This is a genomic window from Streptomyces malaysiense (assembly GCF_000980885.2).
GTDB classification, from domain to species: Bacteria; Actinomycetota; Actinomycetes; order Streptomycetales; family Streptomycetaceae; genus Streptomyces; species Streptomyces malaysiense.
Map to the genome: position 1 here is coordinate 1 of NZ_LBDA02000036.1, position 24,547 is coordinate 24,547.

Annotated in this window: 22 protein-coding genes; 13 read left to right on the forward strand and 9 right to left on the reverse strand. The window is 71.5% G+C overall.

The window, feature by feature from the left end:
* From VT52_RS16235 to VT52_RS16260, 6 genes are all read left to right on the forward strand, one after another.
* Window positions 1-1,269 (forward strand): sensor histidine kinase (locus VT52_RS16235; RefSeq protein ID WP_240509774.1); only part of this gene is annotated, 1,269 nt, incomplete at its 5' end.
* A gap of 19 nt (window positions 1,270-1,288) precedes the next feature.
* Window positions 1,289-2,044 (forward strand): response regulator transcription factor, encoded by a 756-nt coding sequence (locus VT52_RS16240; protein WP_046425237.1) that lies wholly within the window; start codon window positions 1,289-1,291, stop codon window positions 2,042-2,044.
* Between the two features lie 125 nt (window positions 2,045-2,169).
* On the forward strand, window positions 2,170-2,367 hold the full coding sequence (locus tag VT52_RS16245; RefSeq protein WP_037664603.1) for a Flp family type IVb pilin: 198 nt from the start codon (window positions 2,170-2,172) through the stop codon (window positions 2,365-2,367).
* Window positions 2,364-2,981, forward strand: a complete 618-nt coding sequence (locus VT52_RS16250) for a pilus assembly protein TadG-related protein (protein WP_046425240.1) — start codon at window positions 2,364-2,366, stop codon at window positions 2,979-2,981. The genes VT52_RS16245 and VT52_RS16250 overlap by 4 nt, the downstream gene beginning before the upstream one ends.
* Window positions 2,982-3,010: 29 nt before the next feature.
* Window positions 3,011-3,586, forward strand: a complete 576-nt coding sequence (locus tag VT52_RS16255) for a hypothetical protein (protein WP_071387453.1) — start codon at window positions 3,011-3,013, stop codon at window positions 3,584-3,586.
* An 8-nt stretch (window positions 3,587-3,594) separates the two neighbouring features.
* Window positions 3,595-4,218 carry an OmpA family protein gene (locus VT52_RS16260; RefSeq protein ID WP_071387454.1) on the forward strand — a complete coding sequence of 208 codons (624 nt, stop codon included), beginning with the start codon at window positions 3,595-3,597 and terminating at the stop codon, window positions 4,216-4,218.
* Window positions 4,219-4,234: 16 nt separating this feature from the next.
* Here VT52_RS16260 and VT52_RS16265 read toward each other — a convergent pair whose 3' ends face one another.
* Window positions 4,235-4,618, reverse strand: a complete 384-nt coding sequence (locus tag VT52_RS16265) for a DUF192 domain-containing protein (RefSeq protein ID WP_071387455.1) — start codon at window positions 4,616-4,618, stop codon at window positions 4,235-4,237.
* Window positions 4,619-4,787: 169 nt separating this feature from the next.
* On the opposite strand from VT52_RS16265, the gene VT52_RS16270 reads away from it, so the two are divergent.
* From VT52_RS16270 to VT52_RS16290, 5 genes are all read left to right on the forward strand, one after another.
* The gene (locus tag VT52_RS16270) at window positions 4,788-5,573 is read left to right on the forward strand and encodes a class I SAM-dependent methyltransferase (protein WP_071387456.1); all 786 of its coding nucleotides are present in this window, start codon (window positions 4,788-4,790) and stop codon (window positions 5,571-5,573) included.
* 808 nt (window positions 5,574-6,381) lie between these two features.
* The gene (locus VT52_RS16275) at window positions 6,382-7,155 is read left to right on the forward strand and encodes an isoprenyl transferase (protein ID WP_046423451.1); all 774 of its coding nucleotides are present in this window, start codon (window positions 6,382-6,384) and stop codon (window positions 7,153-7,155) included.
* Window positions 7,156-7,515: 360 nt separating this feature from the next.
* Entirely contained in the window at window positions 7,516-8,841 is a 1,326-nt protein-coding gene (locus tag VT52_RS16280; RefSeq protein ID WP_046423453.1) for a PhoH family protein, read from the forward strand.
* Between the two features lie 399 nt (window positions 8,842-9,240).
* Entirely contained in the window at window positions 9,241-9,933 is a 693-nt protein-coding gene (locus tag VT52_RS16285) for an aggregation-promoting factor C-terminal-like domain-containing protein (protein ID WP_206306527.1), read from the forward strand.
* Between the two features lie 142 nt (window positions 9,934-10,075).
* Entirely contained in the window at window positions 10,076-11,458 is a 1,383-nt protein-coding gene (locus VT52_RS16290; protein WP_046423505.1) for an AI-2E family transporter, read from the forward strand.
* Window positions 11,459-11,488: 30 nt separating this feature from the next.
* On the opposite strand, the gene VT52_RS16295 is transcribed toward VT52_RS16290, so the two are convergent.
* Window positions 11,489-12,022, reverse strand: coding sequence for an alkyl hydroperoxide reductase (locus VT52_RS16295; RefSeq protein ID WP_046423457.1), 534 nt, complete (start codon window positions 12,020-12,022; stop codon window positions 11,489-11,491).
* Window positions 12,023-12,025: 3 nt separating this feature from the next.
* Complete coding sequence (locus VT52_RS16300; protein WP_046423459.1) at window positions 12,026-12,580, reverse strand: peroxiredoxin; 555 nt, start codon at window positions 12,578-12,580, stop codon at window positions 12,026-12,028.
* 133 nt (window positions 12,581-12,713) lie between these two features.
* On the opposite strand from VT52_RS16300, the gene VT52_RS16305 reads away from it, so the two are divergent.
* Window positions 12,714-13,718, forward strand: a complete 1,005-nt coding sequence (locus tag VT52_RS16305; protein ID WP_046423460.1) for a LysR substrate-binding domain-containing protein — start codon at window positions 12,714-12,716, stop codon at window positions 13,716-13,718.
* 65 nt (window positions 13,719-13,783) lie between these two features.
* Here VT52_RS16305 and VT52_RS16310 read toward each other — a convergent pair whose 3' ends face one another.
* Genes VT52_RS16310 through VT52_RS16320 form a run of 3 tightly spaced genes read right to left on the reverse strand, consistent with a single transcriptional unit; the run spans window position 13,784 to window position 17,327 of the window.
* Complete coding sequence (locus VT52_RS16310) at window positions 13,784-16,120, reverse strand: ABC transporter permease (RefSeq protein WP_046423462.1); 2,337 nt, start codon at window positions 16,118-16,120, stop codon at window positions 13,784-13,786.
* The gene (locus tag VT52_RS16315; RefSeq protein ID WP_046423464.1) at window positions 16,117-16,806 is read right to left on the reverse strand and encodes an ABC transporter ATP-binding protein; all 690 of its coding nucleotides are present in this window, start codon (window positions 16,804-16,806) and stop codon (window positions 16,117-16,119) included. Before VT52_RS16315 ends, VT52_RS16310 begins: the two co-directional genes overlap by 4 nt.
* Complete coding sequence (locus VT52_RS16320) at window positions 16,803-17,327, reverse strand: PadR family transcriptional regulator (RefSeq protein WP_046423466.1); 525 nt, start codon at window positions 17,325-17,327, stop codon at window positions 16,803-16,805. The genes VT52_RS16315 and VT52_RS16320 overlap by 4 nt, the downstream gene beginning before the upstream one ends.
* A 224-nt stretch (window positions 17,328-17,551) precedes the next feature.
* Here VT52_RS16320 and VT52_RS16325 point away from each other — a divergent pair, with 224 nt between their 5' ends.
* On the forward strand, window positions 17,552-19,924 hold the full coding sequence (locus VT52_RS16325; protein ID WP_046423468.1) for a transglycosylase domain-containing protein: 2,373 nt from the start codon (window positions 17,552-17,554) through the stop codon (window positions 19,922-19,924).
* A 58-nt stretch (window positions 19,925-19,982) separates the two neighbouring features.
* On the opposite strand, the gene VT52_RS16330 is transcribed toward VT52_RS16325, so the two are convergent.
* The 3 genes from VT52_RS16330 to VT52_RS16340 all read right to left on the reverse strand — a co-directional run bounded on the left by VT52_RS16330 (window position 19,983) and on the right by VT52_RS16340 (window position 24,547).
* Entirely contained in the window at window positions 19,983-22,079 is a 2,097-nt protein-coding gene (locus VT52_RS16330; RefSeq protein ID WP_046423469.1) for an ATP-binding SpoIIE family protein phosphatase, read from the reverse strand.
* A gap of 296 nt (window positions 22,080-22,375) precedes the next feature.
* A complete protein-coding gene (gene fomD / locus VT52_RS16335; protein ID WP_206306528.1) occupies window positions 22,376-23,065 on the reverse strand; it encodes a cytidylyl-2-hydroxypropylphosphonate hydrolase in 690 nt (229 codons plus the stop codon).
* A 96-nt stretch (window positions 23,066-23,161) separates the two neighbouring features.
* Entirely contained in the window at window positions 23,162-24,547 is a 1,386-nt protein-coding gene (locus tag VT52_RS16340) for a class II fumarate hydratase (RefSeq protein WP_046423471.1), read from the reverse strand.

Here is a 24,547-nt window from a genome sequence, read left to right on the forward strand (position 1 = left end):
GTCCCGTCCTTCGCCACTCCCGGTGCGGACCCCTCCCCCGAACCCCCCTCCGAGCAGCTCCAGATCCGCGCTCTCCAGGCCATGTGCAGGCAGGTCTTCGGGTTCCGGCTGGCCATGACCGTCGTAGCGGCGCCCGCCGCCCTGTTGAACGCCGCGCCCGGGGTCGGCGTGCGGCTCGTCGGGGTGGCCGTCGTCGTCACGGTCATGGTGTCGTACGTCCTGTTCCGGGACTGGGAGCGGTTCGGGCCGCTTCTGTTGCGCCACCCCGCGCTGCTCGCCGCCGACACCCTCGTCGGGTCGCTCCTACTGGTGTCGGCCGGGCCGGACACCACGCTCGCCTACGTCGGAGTCTGCACCCCGCTGCTCGCCGGACTGCTCTACAGCTGGCGCGGGGCGGCCTGCTTCGCCTCGCTCCAGGCGCTCATCCTGTTCGTCGTCCACCTCACCCTGAAGTCCGGCCGGTCCGCCCCTGTGGCGGAGGCCCTGCTGCTGCCCGGTCTGTGCGTCGTCGTGGGCGCCATGGGGTCGACCCTGCGCGGCCTGATGCTCCGCTTCGGTGCCGCCACCGAGGCGCTGACGGCGGTCCGCGCGCGGCTCGCGGCGGCCGAAGCCGTGAGCGCCGAACGCGCCCGGCTGGCCCGGGAGATGCACGATTCCGTCGCCAAGACCCTCTACGGCGTCGCCCTCGCCGCCGACGGCCTCGCGGCCACCGCCTCGGCCACCGCCCCCGACCCGGCCCGCATCCGCGAACAGGCCGGACTGGTCTCCCGCTCGGCCCGCCGCGCGGCGGCCGAGTCCCGGGAGCTGCTCGTGGACCTGCGAGACGAACAGCCCGAGCGGGGCAGGCCGTTCTGGTCCGGGCTCGCCGACTCCGTACGGGACTTCGCCGCCCGTACCGCACTCGACGTCACCTGCGCCTGCCCGGACCCACCGGCCACGCTGCCGCCGCTGCCCGCCGCCCCGGCCCGCGCCCTCCTCGCCATTGCCACGGAGGCACTGGAGAACGCCCACCGGCACGCCGAGGCGACCCGCGTGGACGTACGGCTCTGCGTCGACGGCACCCTGCTGCGCCTGACGATCCACGACGACGGCCGCGGTCTGCCACCCGGCACCACCCTCGAACAGCTGCGGGCCCGAGGCCACTTCGGGCTGCTCGGCATGGTCGAACGCGCCGCACAGGCGGGTGCCCGCATCCGCATCGGCCGCGGCACCCACCCCCGTGGCACCGAGGTGCGGGTCGAACTCCCCCTGCGAATCCCGGAGCCCTGAAAGGAGGCACGGCACGCCCATGCGGCAGCACACGAACGACCCCGGCATACCGGCCTTCCGGCCGCCCACCCGATTGAGGCTGCTGGTGGCCGACGACAACCCTGTGGTGCGGGCCGGCCTCACCGCGCTGCTCACGGACCGCGCGGACACCACCGTGGTGGCGCAGGCGGCGGACGGTCGCGAGGCGTACGAGGCAGCGCTCCGGCACCGTCCGGACGTCATCCTCCTCGACGTCCGCATGCCCGGTGCGGACGGCATCTCGGCATTGCCCCACCTGGTGCGCCTCGCGCCCGTCATGATGCTCACCTACAGCCATGAGGCCGAGACGGTGCGGGAGGCGCTGCGGCTGGGGGCGGGGGGATACCTGGTGCACGGCGAGTTCACGGCCGAGCAGCTGGGACGGGCCGTACGTGACGTCCACGAGGGCCGGCCGCATGTGACGCCGGGGGCGACGCGGGCGTTACTGGCCGAGTTACAGAGGAGTGCACCTGCACACAGAGAATCCCAACTCGCCCCAATGGTAGGCCAAAATACCTCCCTCGTGCCTTCACAACTGCAATCCACTGTGGGACAGTCGATCCGCTCGCGGTTCCGGCTGAGTGCCAGGGAGGCGGAGATCATGGACCTTATCGCGTCCGGTATGACCAACCAGCAGATCGCCGCCGTCTGCTTCATCAGCGAGAAGACCGTCAAGAACCACATCAACCGCATCTTCGCCAAGCTCCAGACCGCCACCAGGTCCCAGGCCACGGCGAAATGGCTGGGGGTGGCGTGAGATGCCGGAGCGGACCGGCGCCGACGCCGTTAAATGGGCCCGGGGTTGGGTCCTGGGACCCTCGGCCGATCGGGTGGTCGCCTCGTACGGTGCCCCGATCGGACGCGCAGCTGGAGGGGACAACCGTGAGCAAATGGTTCAACACCACCGTCACGTACCTGATGACCCGTGCCGCGCGCAACGACCGGGGGCAGACCGCGGTGGAGTACCTCGGCATCATCGCGGTGGTGGTGGCGATCGTGCTGGCGATCACCGGGACGAGCATCGGACAGACGATCTACGACGCGATCACCTCGAAGATCTCCGAGGTCACCGGCGGCTGACCCGGCCGGTCCGTGACGCAGGGCAGGCCTTCCCCATCTATCTCACGGTGGTGGCGGGCCTGCTCTTTCTTGCGCTCGCCTACCTCGCGGTCGGCCAGGCGGCGGTGAACCGGGGCGGCGCCCAGACGGCCGCTGACGCCGCGGCGCTCGCGGCTGCCCAGGACGTGCGGGACCAGCTCACCGCCCAGTGGCTGAAGGTGCTGCTCGACCCGGCCAAGTGGCAGGCCGTCCTCGACGGCGACGCGCCCCTCGACGGCGACCCCTGCGCACGGGCCGGGGAACTGGCCGGACGGAACGACGCCCGGCTGACCGGGTGCGGCCCGGACGGGCTGCTCAGGTACCGGGCCGAGGTGCGGACCGACAAGTCCGTCGGCCGCTCCGTCGTACCCGGTACGGAGAAGTTCCGATCGACGGCCTCCGCCACCGCCGAGATCGAGCCCCTGTGCACCTTCGAGCTGCCGCCGAAGGGCGCCGGGGGCGGTGCGGCGCGGGGCGCCGCGAAGGCGGATCTGCCCCGGCTCACCTGCAAGGACAAGGTGTGGGACCTGAATCCGGACGACCCGTCGGGGCTTCCCGGGCCCGAGGACCTCTTCGATGTGCATCTGGCCGACTGACGAACGATGAGTGACGAAGGAAGCGGACTATGACCATGCGGTTCACCGCGAAGACCCGCAGAGGGGTGGCCGCCCTGGCCGCCCTGGCCGCCCTGGCCGCCGGAGCGGCCGGGTGCGGCAGAGGCGGCGACGACGGCAAGCGGCCGGCGAAGACGGCATCCGCTTCCGGGACGGCCGGGGCCGGGCCCAGCACCCAGGAGGGGCAGTCGGACAAACCGCTGGCCGAACTGCGGGGCTCCGACGGCCTGAGCCTGCGGATCACCTCCGCGCAGCGGGACTCCGGCGGGTTCGTCACCGTCAACGGCACCCTGAAGAACGACGGCGCCCAGAGCGTCGTCATCCCCTCCGCGCTCAGCGGCAACGAGACCGAGATCATCAAGAACGGCAGGTCCCTGGGCGGGGCCACGCTGGTCGACCCGAAGGGCAAGAAGCGGTACTACGTACTGCGGGACACCGAGGGCCGGCCGCTGACCACGACGGGCTTCTCGACCCTGCGGGCCGGCGACACGCTCGCGGTCTTCATGCAGTTCCCGGCGCCTCCCACGAACCAGGTGGAGTTCCAGCTGCCGACCTTCTCCTCCGCCACCCTCCCCATCTCCGGCTGAGGCCCCCCGTGACCACCCGACCCCGTCTCGCGCTGACCCTCACCTCCGCCGCGTTCCTGCTGGCCGCCACGCTCACCTCCGCGCACGCCGACGGCACGGACCCCAACGGGCCCCCCGACACGGCGCCGTCGGCCGCCGCGCCCGTGAAGATCGACGCCAGGGACCCGGACCTCAAGCTGCCCGAGGGGGCCACGCTCGCCCAGCCCAAGGTGCTCGACATCAAGTCGGTCGTGGAGGACCAGAGCGGGGACGAGCGCCGCGAGGACACCAACGCGGACGTCACCTTCGCCCTCCAGGCAGAGGTCCTCTTCGGCAAGGACAGCGCGAAACTCGGCGCCGACGCCAAGGCCCGCATCGCCGCCATCGCCGGGGAGATCAGGAAGCAGCACGCCACCCAGGTCCGCGTCTTCGGCTTCACCGACGACCTCGGCTCCTCCAGCCACGGCGTCCTCCTCTCCCGGCAGCGTGCCAACGCCGTCCAGGCGGTCCTCGGCCAGGACCTCGACAGTCCCGACATCACCTTCGAGGTGCGCGGCTACGGCGAGCAGTACCCCATCGCCGACAACTCCACGGAGGAGGGCCGCAAGAAGAACCGCCGGGTGGAGGTGTCCTTCCCGCGCACCGCGGACTGACGGCCCGACCGACGGCTCACCCGGCCCCGCCCCCGTTCCCGTCCACCTCCACCCGCACCCCGGCCCGCAGCCCCCATTCCGCCATCGTTCCCGCCTCCGCCTCCAGCACATGCCGGGCCCGCGGGCGGGGCAGGCCCAGGCGGCCCGGCCGCATGGTGCGGACGGCGCGGACCGTCAGCCGGCGGTCCAGGTACGCGACGTCGATGGGGACGCGCATCCCGAAGGTGTGGATGCTGTTGGCCGGGGACAGGAGCAGCGCGCCGTCGATACCGGTGCGGCCGAGCAGGCCCCTGGTGCGGGCCCGGTAGGAGGCCGCGATCTCCAGGGGGATCTCCACCGCCCGGGTCTCCCCGGGGACGCGCAGCACTCCCCGGCCGTCCCGCCACCGTCGTCGCGCCATCGTTCCTCCACCGTCAACGGGCCTGCCCCGAAAAGCGTTCGTCCCCCTTCCCATCCCCCGCGCGGGGGGCGCCCATGACTCCACTCGGCGGGTGTTCCCGCCGGAGCCCGCGAAGCCCCGGGGCGGAAAAGGGGAGGACCGGGGCGCCGGAGCCCGCCATCATGGGGGCATGACTGCAGCGCGCCGGTCCTTCGCCGACCTCGTCGCCGAGGGCGCCGCGGTGCCCACCGAGGGGTGGGACTTCTCCTGGTTCGAGGGGCGGGCCACCGAGGCGCGGCCCTCCTGGGGGTACGCGCGCTCGGCAGGGGAGCGGCTGGCCGGTGCCGAGGCCGCGCTGGACATCCAGACCGGGGGCGGGGAGGTGCTGGCCTTCAGCCTCGGCGCGGCCGCCCCGGCCAGGCCCCGGCTGGTCGCCGCCACCGAGGGCTGGGCGCCGAACACGGCCAAGGCCACCGCCCTGCTGCGACCGCAGGGCGTGGTGGTCGTCGCCGCCCCGGACGACGCGCCGCTGCCGTTCGCCGACGGGGCCTTCGACCTGGTGCTCAGCCGGCATCCGGTGGTGCCGCACTGGGACGAGATCGCGCGGGTGCTCCGGCCCGGCGGCACGTACTTCGCCCAGCATGTCGGGCCCGCCAGCGTCTTCGAACTGGTCGAGTACTTCATCGGTCCGCAGCCGGAGGCCGTGCGCCGCGCGCGGGACCCGCGGCGGGAGCGGGCCGCGGCCGAGGCGGCGGGCCTGGAGATCGCCGCGCTGCCGGCGGAGCGGCTGCGGATGGAGTTCCGCGACATCGCCGCCGTTGTCCACTTCCTGCGCAAGGTCGTCTGGATGGTGCCCGGGTTCACCGTCGAGGCGTACGAGCCCCAACTCCGGGCGCTGCACGAGCGGATCGAGCGGGAGGGGCCGTTCGTCGCCCACAGCTCCCGGCACCTCTTCGACGCCCGTAAGCCCCTCTAGTGCCGCAACAGGCGACGTCCGCCCCGTCGCGACGCCCTGCACGCACTCTCGCCGCACCGAGAGCACGCACCGGACGCCGCTCCTTGACGGGCGAACGTTGCCTGCCGCGGCACTAGACCCCTCGGGGAGTCCGCAGTGTCCACATCGTTATCGGACACTGTTCACAACAGCCCCACCCGTCACGTAAGTTCAGACCAACGCAAATCGCGCAAGCAAAGCAGCGCGGGTGGTACCGCGCAGTGGAGGGGGCTGCGCGGTGCCGTGAAACGGGGAGATCGCCCCGTGGGTGCGCGCGCGGGCCGTCAAGCCGTCGTTCGCCGGACGAGTAGTCCGTCGGGGGGATCCAGGGGCAACACGCCGATGCGGCCCCGGATGGCGGCAAGTCTTCGAATTCCTTAGGTTTTCATCGCTTCCGGCCGAGTTTGCCTGGGATTCTCCGGTGGATCCCCCGAATGGACCCCCTGAATCCATCGTTCCACATTCATCAGGGCGTTCCCGGGCGACTCCGGAGAGTAGTTGTGGCACGCCGATGCCCCCATCCGCCCTTACGAAGGGTTATGGTGGAAACCCCCCCTCGGGCCGGTCCGTCTCCCCCCCACGGACCGGCCCGTTTTTTCTTGGCCACGCGAGAGGTCCCGACCGGGAACCGGTCACCGCCCGGCGTGCGTCCCTACGGAGGGGGCCGGATCCCCGATCCCGCCCCGCCCCGCCCCTCGTCCCCGCCGCACCAGGGCCGGACCAGGGCCCAGGCAGCGGTAGGCTCGACGGGCCCGGCAACGTACCCCGCGCCAACCCTCCGGAGGGCCACGTGAACCTGCGCGACAAACTGCGCGGCCTGCTGGTCAGGCTCTACGCACGCCGGGTGGAAGGCCACCTCGACCACGACCAGGTGCCCAAGCACATCGGCGTCATCATGGACGGCAACCGCCGCTGGGCGAAGGCGTCGGGTTCCACCGCGGTGCACGGTCACCGGGCCGGCGCGGACAAGATCGAGGAGTTCCTCGGCTGGTGCTCCGAGACCGATGTCGAGGTCGTCACCCTGTGGCTGCTGTCCACGGACAACTTCGACCGCCCGCAGGACGAACTCGGCCCGCTGCTCGGCATCATCGAGGACGTCGTGCGCACCCTCGCCGCCGACGGCCGCTGGCGGGTGCACCACGTGGGCGCCATGGACCTGCTCCCCGCGGGCATGCAGGCCACCCTCAAGGAGGCCGAGGAGACCACCGCCCACACCGAGGGCATAGTGGTCAACGTGGCCATCGGCTACGGCGGCCGGCAGGAGATCGCCGACGCCGTGCGCTCCATGCTGTTCGAGGCCCACGACGAGGGCGTCGCGATGGCGGACCTCGCCGAGTCCGTCGACATCGACATGATCGGCCGTCACCTCTACACGAGTGACCAGCCCGACCCGGACCTCGTCATCCGCACCAGCGGGGAGCAGCGGCTGTCCGGATTCATGCTGTGGCAGACGGCCCACTCCGAGTACTACTTCTGCGACGTCTACTGGCCCGCCTTCCGCAAGGTCGACTTCCTGCGCGCGCTGCGCGACTACGCCGCACGTCACCGGCGGTTCGGCGGCTGAGACACGCATGAGGGCCCCGTCGGTGCGAGCACCGGCGGGGCCCTCGCGCGTCCCCGTTCGAACTGCCGTCACCAGGAGTTCACGGCCGTGGCGGTGGCCGCTTTTGCATGGCGGCGCCCGTTCGAGGGCATAACCCAGGCAGGTCGACGCCCGAACCCCGGGCGTCGGATCTCAGCGGGCGGCAGGGGCCGTCCGCCCGGGAGGTCCTTTGCACCAGCACGACCGTGCGACAGCGCCGCGGAGGTCCGGCCCCGGGCCCGCCGTGTGCAGGGGCCGTCGGCCGTTCCGGTCCGCCCCGCCCTCCCGGCCCGGCTTCCACTTCGTCGCTCCCCGACCTCATCCGAGGGGGTACGTCCTTCCGTGGTGACCAGCACAAAGCGCCGCAAGCCCGACCGGCGCACCTATGTTCTCGACACCAGCGTCCTGCTGGCCGACCCGAGCGCCCTGACCCGCTTCGAGGAGCACGAGGTGGTGCTCCCCATCGTGGTGGTCACGGAACTGGAGGCCAAGCGGCACCATCCCGAACTCGGGTACTTCGCCCGCCAGGCCCTGCGCCTGCTGGACGACTACCGGGTGCGGTGCGGCCGTCTCGACTCCCCCATCCCGATCGGGGATCTGGGCGGGACCATGCGTGTCGAGCTCAACCACTCGGACCCCAGCGTGCTGCCCACCGGCTACCGCCTGGGGGACAACGACTCCCGCATCCTCGCGGTGGCCCGCAACCTCCAGGCCGAGGGGTTCGACGTCACCGTCGTGTCGAAGGACCTGCCGCTGCGCATCAAGGCCTCGTCCGTCGGGCTCCTCGCCGAGGAGTACCGGGCGGAGCTGGCCATCACGGAGAACTCGGGCTGGACCGGGATGACCGAACTGACGCTCCCCGGCGAGCAGGTGGACGTCCTCTTCGAGGCCGGGCACGTCTATGTGCCACAGGCGTCCGAGCTCCCCGTGCACACCGGTCTGACCATCCAGTCGGAGCGCGGCAAGGCGCTCGGCCGGATCACCGCGGAGGGCAACGTCCGGCTGGTGCGCGGCGACCGGGAGGCGTTCGGCATCAAGGGCCGCAGTGCCGAGCAGCGCATCGCCCTCGATCTGCTGCTCGACCCGGACGTCGGGATCGTCTCGATGGGCGGCCGGGCCGGCACCGGCAAGTCGGCGCTGGCGCTGTGCGCGGGCCTGGAGGCGGTCCTGGAGCGCCGCCAGCACCAGAAGGTCATGGTGTTCCGGCCGCTGTACGCGGTCGGCGGGCAGGAGTTGGGCTATCTGCCGGGCACCGAGGCGGAGAAGATGAGCCCCTGGGCGCAGGCCGTGTTCGACACGCTGTCGGCGGTCACCAGCCGGGAGGTCATCGAGGAGGTCACCGCGCGCGGCATGCTGGAGGTCCTGCCGCTCACCCACATCCGCGGCCGTTCGCTGCACGACGCGTTCGTCATCGTGGACGAGGCGCAGTCGCTGGAGCGCAATGTGCTGCTGACGGTGCTGTCCCGGATCGGCGCCAACTCCCGGGTGGTACTGACCCATGACGTGGCACAGCGGGACAATCTGCGCGTCGGGCGGTACGACGGCGTGGTCGCCGTGGTGGAGAAGCTGAAGGGGCATCCGCTGTTCGCGCATGTCACCCTGACCCGGTCCGAGAGATCCCAGATCGCCGCCCTTGTGACCGAAATGCTCGAAGACGGCCATATCTGAGCCGATCCAGCCCGGTTGGCGCCGTCCGGCAAAGGCATCAGAGCCTAGTCGGGCGGCGCCTTCGCGTGTGCGGGTTTCCGGAAATCCCCTGGGCCAAACGGGATGTGAGCTTTCACACTCAACTCGGAATTGCCTCCCGGCGTCCGGTTACGGCAGAGTCTCAGTCCTGTCAGGCCCCGCATACGACACAGCTGCACCCCCAGCGGTGCGGAACAACAGGAAGTGCACCAACTCCATAGCGTTCGTCGTATGCCGCCCGCGCACCACGCGGCGCTTCCCGCACGGGGAGTTGCCCACCGGGCCCGTGCCTCCCGTGACCCCGCAGTTGGGAGGCCAGTGCCAGGGGCACGATTGCGTCCGCCAGGGTCACCGAAGCGGGCGATGCTGGAAGGAAACCGTGTGAGCCGGATTTCGGTCCGGGGATTCGCAGTGGCGTCGGCCACCGCGGTCACCGCCGTCGGAAGCGTCGTCGGAGTTGCCTCGGGCAGCGTCGCGCAGAACAACGACGTCGAGCCGACGGCAGCAGCCGACACCACGCTCCTCGCGGACATACCGACGGGTCAGCAGGCCCAGGTCCAGTCCGCGACCCTGACGCAGCAGGCCGACTCCCAGGCCATCGCCGCGGACGCGAGCGCCAAGAAGGACGCCGAGGCAGCAGCCCGCAAGGCCGCCGCCGAGACCGCGGTCGCGAAGAAGGCTGCCGCCCAGAAGGCGGCCGAGGAGGCCAAGCAGCGCGCGGAGACCAAGGCCGCCGCCAGCCGTGGCGACGCCAATGCCAGCTTCCCCGTGCAGACCTCGTACACGGTCGCCCAGATCCAGGCGATGGCGCGCCAGATCGTGCCGTCCGGCCAGTACCAGTGTTTCAGCAACATCGTGAGCCACGAGTCCAGCTGGAACTACCGTGCGGTCAACGCCTCCTCGGGCGCCTACGGACTCGTCCAGGCGCTGCCCGGCGGCAAGATGGCCTCCGCGGGCGCCGACTGGCAGACCAACCCGGCCACGCAGATCAAGTGGGGCCTCAACTACATGAACCAGCGTTACGGCAGCCCCTGTGACGCCTGGACCTACTGGCAGGCCAACGGCAACTACTGAGTTCCGGCCACGCCACGCTCGACCCCGCGCAGCCCCTTCCCGTACTCAGGGAAGGGGCTTTCGCACTGTACGGTCGTAACCGCACGGCTCCTTGGGGGGAGTGGTGGCGAGCACCCGTGGACACGGGGGAAGAGGACGGATGATGTCGCGAGTGCCAGGGTGGCTCGGCAAGCTGGGCGCGAGTCTCACCGAGATGAGCGAACGGCTCGACGCCCGCCAGGCGGAGGTGGCCGAGGAGGACGCCGCGCCCGCGTCCGAGACGGTGCGCCCGGAGCCGGCCACGGCCGGTACCGCGCCCGGCACCGCGGGCGATGCCGTGGCCGCCGCCGAACCCGTCGCCGACGCACTGCCGCACGCCCGCCGTCCCCCCGTGTCCTCCCCGCCCGTCCCGCGCCCCGATCCCGCCCAGGCCGTGCCCTGGGGTGTACGGGTGGCGGCCGAGGCCGGCTGGCGGCTGCTCGTCCTCGCCGGCACCGTCTGGGTGCTGATGCGGGTCATCAGCGCCGTCCAGCTGGTGGTCTTCGCCTTCGTCATCGCCCTGTTGATCACCGCGCTGCTCCAGCCGACGGTCGCCCGGCTCACCCGCCGCGGGGTGCCGCGCGGCCCGGCCACGGCGCTCACCGCGATCAGCGGCTTCGTGGTGATCGGTCTGATGGGCTGGTTCGTGACCTGGCAGGTCATGGAGAACATCGACACGCTCTCCAACCAGATCCAGTCCGGCATCGACGATCTGCGCAACTGGCTGCTGAAGAGCCCCTTCCACGTCACCGACAAGCAGATCAACCAGATCGCCAAGAACCTGCGCGAGGCCATCGGCGCCAACGCCGACCAGATAACGTCGGCGGGCCTGGAGGGCGTCCAGGTCATAGTGGAGGCGCTGACCAGCATCCTGCTGGTGTTCTTCTCCACGCTCTTCCTGCTCTACGACGGCAAGCGCATCTGGAGCTGGTTCCTGAGGCTCGTGCCCTCCGCGGCCCGGGAGGGCGTGGCCGGCGCCGGCCCGCGCGCCTGGCGCACCCTGACCGCGTACGTCCGCGGCACCGTGCTGGTCGCCCTGATAGACGCGACCTTCATCGGCATCGGGATCTACTTCCTCGATGTGCCGATGGCGGTCCCGCTGGCCGTCTTCATCTTCCTGTTCTCCTTCATCCCGCTGGTCGGCGCGGTGGCCTCCGGCGCGCTCGCGGTGATCGTGGCCCTGGTGACCCAGGGTGTGTTCACCGCGGTGATGACCCTGGCCGTGGTGCTCGCCGTCCAGCAGATCGAGGGGCATGTGCTCCAGCCGTTCATCCTGGGCCGGGCGGTGCGGGTGCACCCCCTCGCGGTGGTGCTGACCGTGGCGGCCGGCGGCATGGTGGCCGGCATCGGCGGCGCGGTGGTCGCCGTACCGCTGGTGGCCGTGACGAACACGGTGGTCGGCTATCTGCGGCAGTACTCCGAGGAGGCGCACTGGTCGGCCGCCGTCGCCCCGGTGCCGGAGGAGACCGTGGCGGTGAACGCGGAGGACCCCGCCCACCAGGGGTGAGCGGGGTCCTCCGTCGAAGCGGCGCCGGCCTTACTCGGCGAGCACGGCCTCGGCCTCCAGGGTGGCGCCGACCGCCTGCACGACGGCAGCGATCTTGAAGGCCTCCTGGACGGTGTCGCGCTCCATGCCGGCCTTGCGCAGCACCTGCTCGTGCGAGTCCAGGCACAGACCGCAGCCGTTGATCGCGGAGACCGCGAACGACCACAGCTCGAAGTCGACCTTCTCCACGCCCGGGTTGCCGATGACGTTCATCCGCAGCCCGGCGCGCAGGGTGCCGTACTCGTGGTCGGACAGCAGGTGCCGGGTGCGGTAGAAGACGTTGTTCATCGCCATGATGGCGGCCGCGGACTTGGCCGCGGTGTACGCCTCCGGCGAGAGGTTCGCCTTCGCCTCCGGCTCCAGCTCACGCAGCACGATCGGGGAGCGGGAGGCGATCGCGGTCGCGAGCACCGTGCCCCACAGCTGCTGGGCCGGAAGGTCGGAGTTGCCGATGACCGAGCCCAGGTTGAGCTTGAGGTCCTTGGCGTAGTCCGGGACCCGGGACTTCAGCGAGTCGAGCGACATGGGTCACTCACCAGCCAGCAGCGCGACCGGGTCGAGGGTCTCGTCGCCCTTGCTCCAGTTGCACGGGCACAGCTCGTCGGTCTGGAGGGCGTCCAGGACCCGCAGGACCTCCTTGGGGTTACGGCCCACGGAACCGGCGGTCACCATCGTGAACTGGATCTCGTGGTTCGGGTCCACGATGAACACGGCGCGCTGTGCGAAGCCGTCCTCGCCCTCGATGCCCAGGTCACGCATGAGCTCGTGCTTGGAGTCGGCCATCATCGGGAAGGGCAGCCCGGTCAGGTCCGGGTGGTCCTTGCGCCAGGCGTGGTGCACGAACTCGGAGTCACCGGAGAAGCCGAGGATCTGGGCGTCGCGGTCGGCGAACTCGTCGTTCAGCTTGCCGAACGCGGCGATCTCGGTCGGGCAGACGAAGGTGAAGTCCTTCGGCCAGGCGAACACGACCAGCCACTTGCCCTCGTAGGACTTGTGGTTGAGCTGCTCGAACTCCTTGCCCTTCTCCAGCGAGACGCAAGCGGTCAGGTCGAACTCGGGGAACTTGTCACCGACAGTGAGCACAGGCTCTCCTTGCAGCGAAGAACCACCCCTTTTGAGGGTGATTCCCATGGGTTGGACTGTGTCGATGTTGGCATAGGGTGCATTGATTAAAGAAATAGCTACACTCGGTCAGGTTGATCGGAGGTGTCTATCAGTGACCATCAGTAACGGTAAGCGGAGGCAGCCGAGCCTCGCGCAGCTGCGCGCCTTCGCCGCCGTGGCCGAGTATCTGCACTTCAGGGACGCGGCGGCGGCCATCGGCATGAGCCAGCCCGCCCTGTCCGGCGCGGTCTCGGCGCTGGAGGAGACGCTGGGAGTGACCCTCCTCGAGCGTACGACGCGCAAGGTACTGCTCTCGCCCGCGGGGGAGCGGCTCGCGGTGCGGGCCAAGGCGGTGCTGGACGCGGTCGGCGAACTGCTGGAGGAGGCGGAGGCGGTCCGTGCCCCCTTCACCGGCACGCTGCGCCTCGGGGTGATCCCCACCGTGGCGCCGTATCTGCTGCCGACCGTGCTGCGGCTCGTCCATGACCGCTACCCGGACCTCGACCTCCAGGTGCACGAGGAGCAGACCTCCAGCCTGATCGACGGCCTCGGCACCGGCCGTCTGGACCTGCTGCTGCTCGCCGTCCCGCTCGGTGTCCCCGGCATCGCCGAACTTCCGCTGTTCGACGAGGACTTCGTGCTCGTCACCCCGCTCGACCACTGGCTCGGCGGCCGGGAGGGCATCCCGCGCGAGGCGCTGAAGGAGCTGAACCTGCTGCTGCTGGACGAGGGGCACTGCCTGCGCGACCAGGCCCTCGACATCTGCCGGGAGGCGGGGCGCGGACTGACCGGTGCGGGGCGGGGGCCCGCGGTGCAGGACGGTGGCGGGCGACGGGCGGCCGCCCCGGTCACCACCACGGCCGCCGGGCTGTCCACGCTGGTCCAGTTGGTCGCGGGCGGCCTCGGCTGCACCCTGCTGCCGCGCACCGCGCTCAAGCTGGAGACCACCCGCAGCAGCCAGTTGCTCACCGGCTACTTCGCCGATCCGGCCCCGAGCCGCCGGGTCGCCCTCGCGATGCGCGCGGGGTCGGCACGCGGTGCCGAGTACGAGGAGCTGGCGGGGGCGCTGCGGGAGGCGATGCGGATGCTGCCGGTGCGGATGGTCGACGGCGGCTGAGGGGCCCGCGCATGAACGCCGAGGGCCCCTCCCGGCCACGGGAAGGGCCCTGTGCCGTCAGGGAGTCACTCGGTCCGCAGCCCCTCCGGGCGCATCAGCCGCAGCAGCGGCGGCAGACTCAGCGCGGTGACCACGAGGACCACCGCCGCGCCGGCGCCGGTCATCGACAGCACGCTCCGCCAGTCCACGCCCAGCGGTGAGCCCACCATCTTCAGCAGCACCGCGCCGAGCGTCAGTCCGACGACCGAGGCCAGCAGCAGGCCGAGCGCGACCGGGATGGCGGTCTGCCAGAACACCGAGAGGCTCAGCGTGCGCCGCCGGGTGCCGAAGGCCATCAGCGAGGACAGCAGCTTCCGCCGCTCGCGCAGCTGTTCCAGCTGGGTCACCAGCAGGCTGGCGCCGATCAGCGCCAGGACGCACAGCGCGCCGACGTACAGACCGGTGCGGATGGAGGTGAAGTTCCTGGACTCCTCGGTGGTCGACCACACCATGACATCGGCGAACGGGTCGACCTTCGCCGCCGTGTTGCGGGTGTACTCGGACACGTCGGGCACGCCCTTGTCGAACATGACGTACACCGTGCCGTCCAGCAGCCGGTCCACCCGGTCCGGCACCGCCGCCGGGGTCAACAGGACGGCGCTGCTCCTGGTGCCGTTGGGGCTGGTGATCGCGTGGGCCGGCTTCAGGCCCGCCGGCACGGTCCAGCGCACGTCCGGGCCCTTTCCCGCCCCGTGATCGGCGTCGAGATGGAGCACCCGGCCCGGCCGGGCGAGCTTCGTGACGGCGGCGTCGTCCTCCCCGCCCGTCACCACGAAGGCATCCCCGTCGCGGCAGGACGGCAGCCGGGCCGTCTCACGCAGCGAGGCACAGGTGCCGGAGACCAGCAGGGTCGTGTCCCCGGGCCCGTTCTTCCAGTCCTTCTCGCCGAGGGAGGCGCTGCCGAGCGAGACCGCCTTGCGCACCCCCTTGGTCGTGCGGAACTGGTCTGCGGCCGTGCGGAACGGGGTGCCGTCCGACAGGTTGATCTGCATCTGCGCCCGGGTGACGTCCTGGCCGGTCCGCTTGGTGTAGTCGCCCTGGACCCCGGCGAACAGCATCTGGAGCGCGACCGCGCCGGCCACCGCGACGGCGATGCCGTTCACCATCCGGGCCGCCGAACCGCTGCTCAACTGGAGCCTTCGGACCGCCAGTTGCCAGGCCACCGAGCCGCGGTGCAGCCGGGCCACCACCGCCTCCACGGCCCAGGGCAGCAGCGCGGTGACACCGACGAGCAGCAGCAGCACACCGCCGGTCACCAGGTACTGGTTGAACTGGCCGTCCGAGCCGCCCTGGCCGATCATCGGAGCGAGCAGCGCGATACCGCCCAGCGGCAGCAGCAGCCGCCACCACAGCCGGCGGCGCGCAGGCTTGGCCGTACGCACCACGCCCAGCGGCTCGATGACCACCCCGCGCAGCGCGAACAGCGTGACCAGCACCGCCGCCGCGGGCACGGCGAGGGCGACCAGCGCGGCCAGCGTGGGCGAGGGGTTCAGATAGTCGGGGAACACGCTGATGCCCACGACCTCCATCGAGCCCGCGAACTGCCGGCCCAGCAGGAAGAAGGCGGTGCCGAAGACCAGTCCGACCAGCGATCCGGCCAGCGCCTCACCGGCCGCGATCCGCCGGGTCATCCGGCTGTCGGAGCCCACCAGGCGCAGTGCGGCCAGTCTGCGGTCGCGGCGCTCGCCGCCGAACCGCACGGCGGTGGCGATGAACACCGCCACCGGCATCAGCAGCACCACGAAGACCACCAGCACCAGCAGGATCAGGATCGGGTCCGCATGGCTCTGCGGGGGTGTGCCCGTCAACCCGTACATGTCGATCCGGGCGGTCCGGGAGCCGTCGATCTTCGGGGCCAGGTTCTTCGCCCCGGCGTAGTAGGCGAGTTCACGCGAGCCCACCAGCCCGTCCTCGGTGATCGTGCCGGTGATCCGGTACGGCAGCCGGGCCCGCAGCAGCCGGCCCTCGCTGGAGCCGAGCAGCTCCCTCAGGGCGGGGGAGACGACCATGTCGCCGGTCGCCGGGTACGCGGTCAGGCCCGGCGGGACCGGCGCCTCGGGGCCCTCCGGCTCCACCAGCCGGCCGCGCACGTCGTGGCCGTGGAACTCGGTGTCGGTGTCCGAGATCACCAGGGTGTTCGCGGCCTTCGGCCGTACCGGGCCATAGGTGTGGTCCGCGCGGTCGTTGTCCCGGGCGTGCCGGACCGAGAGCGCGTTCGGTATCGCGGTGGTGAGCAGCAGCAGCGCCACGCCGAGGCCGACCCCGACCGCCGTCAGCAGCACCCGGATCCAGCCCTCGCGCCCCCCGGTGAAGGCGAACCGGAAGCCCAGGCCGAGGTCCCTGCCCCACTCGCGGGTGCTCATACGGCGCGCTCCATGTCCCGGGACCTGCCGTCGCGTACGACGATCTCCCGGTCGGAGTAGGCGGCGACCCGGGCCTCGTGCGTGACCAGCACGACGGCCGCGTTGGTGGAGCGGGCCGCGTCGGTGAGCAGCTCCATCACGCGCTCGCCGTTGAGGGAGTCGAGCGCGCCGGTCGGCTCGTCCGCGAACACCATCCTGGGCGCGGTGACCAGTGCCCGCGCCACCGCGACCCGCTGCCCCTGGCCGCCGGAGACCTCGCCGGGCCGCTTGCCGCCCAGGTCGTCCACCTCCAGCCGCTCCAGCCAGGTCAGCGCGGCGCGCTCGGCCTTCTTGCGCGGGGTGCCGCTCAGCCGCAGCGGCAGGGCCACGTTCTCCACACAGGTCAGCTCCGGGACCAGCTGGCCGAACTGGAAGACGAACCCGAACTCGCCACGCCGCAGCGCGCTGCGCTCGGCGTCGCTCATGCCGGACAGCTCCCGGCCGTCGTACATGATCGACCCGGAGTCGGGCGGCACGATGCCGGCCAGGCAGTGCAGCAGCGTCGACTTGCCGGAGCCCGAGGGGCCCATGACGGCGACGACCTCGCCGGGGTGGATGGAGAACTCGGCGCCGTCCAGCGCGACCGTCGGGCCGTACGCCTTGCGGAGGTCCCGGGCGGTGAGCAGGGAACCGGGGGGAGGAGTCATGCGGCGACCTCCGCGCGCAGCTTGTCCAGACGGGCGGTGGCCAGTTCCAGCCAGCGCAGATCGGCCTCCAGATGGAACAGGGCGTGGTCGCAGATCAGCTGGTCGGCGAGGTCGCCCTTGCGCTTGCGGTCGGTCAGGATGCGCATGCTGCGCAGATGCTCGGAGCGCTGGACGTCGAGGACGCCGGCGGCGTCGCGGTGGGTGAGGAGGGCGAGGACGACCTTGGTGTACAGGGTCGACTGGAGGTACTCCTCCGGCTTCTCCGGGGTGGCGAGCCAGCGCTGCACGTCGGTGACGCCGGCCTCGGTGATGGCGTAGCGCTTGCGCTCGGGGCCGCCGCCGGTCTCGATGCCGTCGACCTCCACGAGGCCGTGCTTCAGCAGCCGGGACATCGTCGAGTAGACCTGGCCGTAGTGCAGGGGCCGGTCCTGACCGAACTTCTCGTCGAAGGCCCGCTTGAGGTCGTAGCCGTGGCGCGGGCCGGACTCCAGGAGTCCTAGGAGGGTGTGACCGATGGACATGCCCCGCACTCTACACACTGTGTATACCTGCTGTGTATACACGCCGGGTGCAGCTCGACGACTTCGGGACGCGGAGCAACCTTGGACCCCTGGTAACCGTCGGTTCCCTTGGGACGGGTGCTGATTCTCACGTCCGTAAAAGAGCGGATCGGTTGCCCTTTGTCATATAGGCGGGTGTTAGCTTTCGGAGCTGACCATCGAGACGGAAGCGGAGCGAAGGACCCATGGGACGAGCGGAAGAGAGACGCGCGCGACAGCGCGGCGGCCACCGCGCGGCGCCCCAGCGCCGCCGCTCGATATCCGGGACCGACGAGGGACCGGCGGGTCTCGCGTCCGGGGGCAAGCCCCGCAAGAGTCTGCTGCGCCGGATGTTCACGTGGAAGAAGGTCCTCGGCACGTTCTTCGGGCTGTGCCTGCTGTGCATAGGCGGCTTCGCGGCCGCGTACATGCTGGTGGACATCCCGGCGGGCAACGCCGACGCCCAGCTGCAGAGCAACATCTACAAGTACAGCGACGGCACGATGCTCGCCCGCACCGGCCAGCTCAACCGTGAGAGCGTCGACCTCTCCGAGGTCCCCAAGGACGTCCAGCTCACCTTCGTCGCGGCCGAGAACAAGAGCTTCTACCACGACTCCGGCGTCGACCTGCGGGGCACCGCCCGCGGTGTGCTCAACACCGTCATGGGGCGCGGTACGCAGGGCGGTTCGACGATCACCCAGCAGTACGTCAAGAACTACTACCTCGACCAGAACCAGACCGTCTCGCGCAAGCTGAAGGAACTGGTCATCTCGCTGAAGCTGGACCGCCAGAAGTCCAAGGAGTACATCCTCGCGGGCTACATCAACACCAGCTACTACGGTCGCGGCGCCTACGGCATCCAGGCCGCGGCGCAGGCGTACTACCACAAGGACGCGAAGAACCTCACGGTCGAGGAGGGCGCCTACCTCGCCGCGCTGCTCCAGGCGCCGAACGAGTACGACTGGGCGCTGGCGTCCCCCACCGGCAAGCGGCTGGCCCAGGCGCGCTGGAACTACGTCCTGGACAACATGGTCAAGCAGCACTGGCTGGACGCCGGCAAGCGCCGGGCCATGCACTTCGAGAAGCCGAAGGCGCCCAAGGCGGCGCCCGGCATGAAGGGCCAGAACGGCTACCTGGTGGACGCGGCCAACGCGTCCCTGGAGCGGCGACTGGTCGCCCAGGGCAGCGCCGCCACGATCGGGGACGCCGAGGCGCTGGTGAAGAAGGGTGGCTGGACCATCACCCTCAACATCGACAAGGGCAAGCAGCACCAGCTGGAGCAGGCCGTCAAGGAGCAGCTGACCAGCAAGCTCGACGCGAAGAAGCGCCCTGTCGACGGCGACGTCCAGCCCGGTGCCGTGTCCGTCGACCCGAAGACGGGCCGGGTCCTCGCCATGTACGGCGGCGCGGACTACTTCAAGCACTTCAGGAACAACGCCACCCGCACCGACTACCAGCCCGCCTCCACCTTCAAGCCGGTGATCCTCGCCGCGGCGCTCCAGCAGGGCTCCGTCACCCAGGACGGCAAGCCGATCAACGCCGACACGGTGTACGACGGCACCAGCGGCCGCCAGGCCGTCGACCACGGCGTCAAGGTCGGCTTCGGGCCGCCCAACGAGGACAACGCCAACTACGGCGACATCACCGTCCAGAAGGCCATGGACGACTCCGTCAACTCCGTCTTCGCGCAGATGGGCGTCGACGTGGGCATGGACAAGGTGATGAGCACGGCCAAGCAGCTCGGCATGGACACCACCGGCATGCAGGCGGTCCCCGCCCAGACGCTGGGCTCCATGGGCGCGAGCCCGCTGGAGATGGCCGGCATCTACGCGACGCTCGACAACCACGGCAAGAAGGTCACCCCGGCGATCATCAAGTCGGTCGAGCACAAGGACCGCGATGTCACGCTCCCCGACCCGATCGGCGACCAGGTGATCAGCAGGACGGCCGCCGACACGGTCACCTCCGTGCTCACCGGCGTGGTCGACGACGGTACGGCCAGGGTGTCGGTGGCGGCCAACTCGGCGCGTGACGGGCAGCAGGTGGCCGGCAAGACGGGTACGTCCGACAACAACAAGTCGGCCTGGTTCACCGGATACACGCCCGGTCTGGTCACCTCGGTCGGGCTGTTCGGCGAGAGCGCCAAGACCCACGCGCAGGTTCCCATGACGGGCGCCACCGGCCTGCTCCCGGGCACCGGCCGGGTCAACGGCGGCGGGTACCCGGCGGAGATCTGGGCCGCCTACACCTTCGACGCGATGGACGGCGTCAGCAAGTTCGACCTGGACACCTCCCAGGGCGCCGCCGTCGAGACGCCGAAGCCGTCGACCAGCGCCACCCGGAGCCCGACCCAGTCGCCCTCGCAGTCGCCGTCGGGTACGCCGTCGTCGTCCGGCTCCCCGACCCAGTCGCCCACCCAGTCGCCGACGCAGAGCCCGACGCAGTCGCCGACGCAGAGCCCGACCCAGTCGCCGACCACCGAGCCGCCGACCGGCGACCCCAGCCCGGACAACCCGCTCGAACAGCTCGGGGGACAGCGGGGGCAGGCGGGACAGCAGCAGCGGCAGAACCAGCCGTAGACGGAACCGAGGGAGGGCGCCCGGTACTCACCGGGCGCCCTCCCTCATGCGTGCCGCCTCAGCCGCGGTGCAGCTCGAACCACACCACCTTGCCGGTGCTCAGCCGCGTCGCACCCCACCGCCGGGCCAGCTTGTTGACGAGGTACAGCCCCCGGCCGCCCTCGTCCGTCGCGCGCGCCTGCCGCAGCCGCGGCAGCTGCGGCACGTCGTCGCCGACCTCGCAGCGCAGCACATGCGTGCGCAGCAGCCGCAGCGTCACCGGCCGGGACGCGTACCGCACGGCGTTCGTCACGACCTCGCTGACCAGCAGCTCCACCGAGTCGGTGAGGTCCTCCATGTCCCAGCGGGCGAGCGCCCGCCGGGCCAGCCGGCGGGCCTGGCCCGGGGCCGAGTCCTCCGGCTCCAGCGTCCAGTACGCCACATCGCTCGGCGCGATCCCGTCGAAGCGGGCCGCGAGCAGCGCGATGTCGTCGTCCCGGTCGCCGGGCCCGAGCATGTCGAGGACCTCGTCGCACAGGGCTTCCAGCGGCGGCGGATGGTCCGGACCGGTCAGCTGCGCGGTGGCGGCGAGGCGCTCGCGCAGCTGCTCTATGCCGGTCCACACGTCCCGCAGCCGGGACTCCACCAGACCGTCGGTGTACAGCAGCAGCGTGGCCCCGGCCGGCGCGTCCAGCTCGACCGCCTCGAAGTCCACCCCGCCGACGCCGATCGGCGCGCCCGGCGGCACCCGCAACACCTCGGCCCGCCCGCCCAGGTGCAGCAGCACCGGCGGCGGATGACCGGCGTTGGCGATGGTGATGCGATGGGTGACCGGGTCGTAGACGGCGTACAGGCAGGTCGCCATGCGGTCGGTGCCGAGCCGCTGCGCCTGCTCGTCCAGGTGGTGCAGCACCTCCTGCGGCGGCAGGTCGAGCCCGGCCAGGGTCTGCGCGGTGGTGCGCAGCTGGCCCATGATCGCCGCCGACGTCATGGAGTGGCCCATGACGTCGCCGACCACCAGCGCGACCCGGCTGCCGGGCAGCGGAATCGCGTCGTACCAGTCGCCGCCCACCCGCGCGGTCTCCGCGGCCGGCAGGTACCGGGAGGCCAGCCGCACGCCGGTCGGGCGGGGCAGCGTCTCGGGCAGCATGGTGCGCTGCAGCTCGTCGGCGATGTACGCCTCGCGGCCGTACAGCACCGCCTTGTCGATGCCGAGCGCGCTGTGCGTGGCCAGCTGGGCGGCCACCAGCAGATCGTCCGTCTCGAACGCGAGGCGCTCGGGCCGGCGCAGGAACAGGGCGGCGCCGATCACCCGGCGCCGGCCGCGCAGGGGCGCGAGGATCGCGTGCTGTCCGGACGGCACGAGCGCCTCCGCGCCGTCGCCGAGCAGTTCGGGCAGCGCGGCTCGGGCGGCCGGCGCGTCCGCGAACACCGGGCGCACCCCGCGCAGCACCTCGTTCAGCGAGCCGCCGGGGCGCACCTCGCACAGCTCGGTCGTCAGCGAGGACAGTTCCGCGAGCGCGACCGGCTCGGGCTCCGGCTCGAACGCGCCGGGCAGCAGGACGCCGTCGGTGTCCCGCTCCTCCGGGATGCGGTCGGTGCGGCGCAACCGCAGTACGACGGGGCCGGTGGGCCGCTCGTCGCCGACCGGCAGCGGGTCGCGCAGATAGACGAGGATCGCGTCCGAGAACGTCGGCACCGTGGCCCGGCACAGACCCATCACGATCTCGTCCAGGTCGAGGCCGCGGGCGATCCGCCGGGTGGCCGCGCCGACGAACCTGAGCCGGTCGCCGTCACGCCGCATGGGCATCGGCCGCCCCGGCGGCAGACCCTGCCCGGTGCGGCGCTCCGGACCGCCCGGCGCCCTGTCCTGGTCGGCGCCGCCTGGCTGCGGCGGAATGGCCTCCGCGGGACGTGGGCGGTGGGCCGCGCCGGCGTCCGCGGTGGCGGGCTGGGAGTGCTCCGGGCCGTTGACTGGGGGCTCCTTCCCCTTGCCGTCCAGTGGCTGGCCACACGAGGTGGCCGTCCCGGGCCCGGAGGGCGCTCCGTCCGCCCGTGCCTGCACGGGTAAGACGGGGGTGCCGACCGGTTCCGGGGCATGCGTCAGGGCCCCGCGGCCGTCCGCGGGGTCGGCGCCCGTCTCGGGGCGCTCGAAGGAGGTGGGCTGCTCCGTCACGCGTGTCGCATCCATCCGTCCGGGGCTGCGCGCCGGGCGCGCAGTCGGTCCCGCAGAAGTCCCGATACCCGCAATACGTGCCCCGGGAACGGATTTTCCGCGTGCCCGGAGGAAGTTCCCGTGCCACCGGCGTGGGCCGCGCGCCCGACGGTGCTCCCCTGATACCCCTCGTTCACGTCCCTGCCGCCCCTCGGTGACGATCGGTCAAGCCCGGCGCAAGCCGCGGAAGTTGTCGCTCCGAAGCGCCCTTGCGGAGGACGATCCTACGTTTCCTGCCCGGGGGCGCATCAAGAGTCTCATGAGGACACGTGCGCGGGCGTACGGTCCCAGTCCTCGGGGAGTGACGGTACCGTCCAGGACGCGTCAGGGCGCCACCCCGGCCAGCCTTCCGAGAACGGCGGTCCCCAGGCCGCGATCGCCTCCAGGGCCGCCTGCCCGGCCGCACGGACCCGTTCGGCGGTCCCGGCGGGCATCAGGCCGTCCCGCTGGGCCTGTGCGAACTCGTCCTCGTCACGCCATCGCCAGCTGCGGTCCGGATGCACGTCGATGTCCAGGAAGTGGTCCTCGGAGTCCACCCCGCCCGCCCAGCGGACCAGCGGCTCCTCCAGGTTGACGTACCAGTTCTTGAACCGCCAGCCCGGTTCCCAGAACAGCCACACCGACCAGGGCACGCCCGGCTGGGCCAGCTTCAGGACGCCGGTGCCGAGCCAGCGGTCCCGCCGCACCGTGCGCGGCTTGGTGTAGCGGGACTCCAGCGGCTCGCGGTGCACCGGCGTGCCGTCGGCCAGGGCCGGTTTCACGCACTCGGTGCCGGGTGCCAGCCAGACGGCGAGCAGTTCGGCGTCGTCGCGTACGACGGTGACGGGCCGCACGATGTGGAACCTCGCGCCGCCGTTCTCCCGGTAACGCCACAGGATCTGTGTCCCCGGCGCCCAGTACGCCGCAGGTCCCGCCGCCGCTTGCCGCATCGTTCCGTCGTCCGTCATGGACAGATATTAGGTGCCGGGCGGGGCGGGCGCTGCGGCGCGGGTCACGGTTCCCCCGTGCGCCCGCGGGGTGGCCGAAATGGTTCGCTCGGGGGGTTACGGGTGTGTCATCCGCAGCACGTCCAGCGCCTCGTCCAGCTGATCCGCGGTCAGCTCGCCGCGCTCCACGTACCCGCCGTCCAGCACCACCTGACGGATCGTCCTGTGCTCGGCGAGCGCCTTCTTGGCGACCTTCGCGGCCTCCTCGTAGCCGATGTACTTGTTGAGCGGGGTGACGACGGACGGCGACGACTCGGCGTACTCGCGGGCGCGTTCGCGGTCGGCGGTGATGCCGTCGACGGTGCGGTCCGCCAGCAGCCGGGTCACGTTGGCCAGCAGCCGGATCGATTCCAGGACGTTCTTGGCGATGACCGGGAGCATCACGTTCAGCTCGAAGTTGCCGGCGGCGCCCGCGGTGGCGATGGTCGCGTCGTTGCCGACCACCTGGGCGGCGACCATCAGCACGGCCTCCGGCACCACCGGGTTGACCTTGCCCGGCATGATCGAGGAGCCCGGCTGGAGGTCGGGCAGCCGGATCTCGGCGAGGCCGGTGCGCGGGCCCGAGGACATCCAGCGCAGATCATTGGCGATCTTCGTCAGCCCGACCGCGATGGTCCGCAGCTGCCCGCTGGTCTCCACGACGCCGTCCCGGGCGCCCTGCGCCTCGAAGTGGTCGCGGGCCTCGGTCAGCGGCAGCCCGGTCGCGCGGGCCACCTCCTCGATGACGGCCGCGGAGAACCCGGGCGGGGTGTTGATGCCGGTGCCCACCGCGGTGCCGCCCAGCGGCAGCTCGGCCAGCCGGGGCAGCGAGGCGCGCAGCCGCTCGACGCCGTAGCGGATCTGCGCCGCGTAGCCGCCGAACTCCTGGCCCAGCGTCACGGGCGTCGCGTCCATCAGATGCGTGCGGCCCGACTTCACCACGTCGGCGAACTCGGCGCTCTTGCGCTGCAGCGCGGCGGCGAGGTGGTCGAGGGCCGGGATCAGGTCATGGGTGACGGCGGTGGTGGCGGCGATGTGGATCGAGGAGGGGAAGACGTCGTTGGACGACTGCGAGGCGTTGACGTGGTCGTTCGGATGCACCGGGCGCCCGAGCCGCTCGCTCGCCAGGGTCGCGAGGACCTCGTTGGCGTTCATGTTGGACGAGGTGCCCGAACCGGTCTGGAAGACGTCGACGGGGAAGTGCTCGTCCCAGTCGCCCCGGGCCACCTCCCCGGCCGCCTCCTGGATCGCCTGCGCGACGTCCTCGTCCAGTACCCCGAGTTCCGCGTTCACCTTCGCCGCGGCCGCCTTGACCCGTGCGAGCGCCTCGATGTGCGCCCGCTCGATCCGCTGCCCGGACACCGGGAAGTTCTCCACGGCCCGCTGCGTCTGCGCCCGCCACTTGGCACCCGCCGGTACCCGGACCTCGCCCATGGAGTCGTGCTCGATGCGGTATTCGCTCAT

Bases quoted from the DNA above. Each gene is read 5' to 3' on its own strand.
- VT52_RS16240 (WP_046425237.1), top strand. From the start codon at position 1,289: ATGCGGCAGCACACGAACGACCCCGGCATACCGGCCTTCCGGCCGCCC.
- VT52_RS16255 (WP_071387453.1), top strand. From the start codon at position 3,011: ATGACCATGCGGTTCACCGCGAAGACCCGCAGAGGGGTGGCCGCCCTG.
- VT52_RS16265 (WP_071387455.1), bottom strand. From the start codon at position 4,618: ATGGCGCGACGACGGTGGCGGGACGGCCGGGGAGTGCTGCGCGTCCCC.
- VT52_RS16270 (WP_071387456.1), top strand. From the start codon at position 4,788: ATGACTGCAGCGCGCCGGTCCTTCGCCGACCTCGTCGCCGAGGGCGCC.
- VT52_RS16290 (WP_046423505.1), top strand. From the start codon at position 10,076: ATGTCGCGAGTGCCAGGGTGGCTCGGCAAGCTGGGCGCGAGTCTCACC.
- VT52_RS16295 (WP_046423457.1), bottom strand. From the start codon at position 12,022: ATGTCGCTCGACTCGCTGAAGTCCCGGGTCCCGGACTACGCCAAGGAC.
- VT52_RS16310 (WP_046423462.1), bottom strand. From the start codon at position 16,120: ATGAGCACCCGCGAGTGGGGCAGGGACCTCGGCCTGGGCTTCCGGTTC.
- VT52_RS16315 (WP_046423464.1), bottom strand. From the start codon at position 16,806: ATGACTCCTCCCCCCGGTTCCCTGCTCACCGCCCGGGACCTCCGCAAG.
- VT52_RS16320 (WP_046423466.1), bottom strand. From the start codon at position 17,327: ATGTCCATCGGTCACACCCTCCTAGGACTCCTGGAGTCCGGCCCGCGC.
- VT52_RS16325 (WP_046423468.1), top strand. From the start codon at position 17,552: ATGGGACGAGCGGAAGAGAGACGCGCGCGACAGCGCGGCGGCCACCGC.
- fomD (WP_206306528.1), bottom strand. From the start codon at position 23,065: ATGACGGACGACGGAACGATGCGGCAAGCGGCGGCGGGACCTGCGGCG.
- VT52_RS16340 (WP_046423471.1), bottom strand. From the start codon at position 24,547: ATGAGCGAATACCGCATCGAGCACGACTCCATGGGCGAGGTCCGGGTA.